Annotated in this window: 1 protein-coding gene; it reads right to left on the bottom strand. The window is 40.7% G+C overall.

Annotation, left to right across the window (positions count from 1 at the left end; translation table 11 throughout):
- Positions 1-25 precede the first annotated feature (25 nt).
- The coding region (locus tag PsAD37_RS19940) for an FAD-dependent oxidoreductase (protein WP_193778308.1) at positions 26-396 on the bottom strand (371 nt) is incomplete at its 5' end.

Raw genomic sequence — 396 nt, 5'->3', positions numbered from 1 at the left:
CAAGGGTAAGACTTGCCAATTCGGATTACAAAGAGCCAATTTTTTCTAATGTAGTTAAAATATTTCTTCCTTCGCGAACGCCTTCCAAGATTTTTCTTGTTGCAGCGCTATCGCCAATATTTACGATTTCAATTTGTTTTTCTTTTCCGTATGCCGCAAGTTCTTCCATAAGTGGACGTTCTGGTCGCATTCCTAGGCAGACAAAACCGTAATCAAATGGAATCTCGGCGTCTACTCCGTCGTGCTTCACTTTGAAATGATCCGCTGCTACTTCGGTTAATGCGGTTTCTGTTTGCACATCGACGTGGTTTTTCTCGATAATATCCATCATCGAAAGTCGCGTAATCATATCCAAGTCTTTACCAAGGATTGGCATCATTTCTACAATTGTAACAT

It is taken from the genome of Pseudovibrio sp. Ad37 (assembly GCF_001623075.1).
In the GTDB taxonomy this organism is placed as follows: domain Bacteria; phylum Pseudomonadota; class Alphaproteobacteria; order Rhizobiales; family Stappiaceae; genus Pseudovibrio.
The sequence above is the reverse complement of the archived record's forward strand: the minus strand, read 5'-3'. Positions and strand labels throughout refer to the sequence as shown.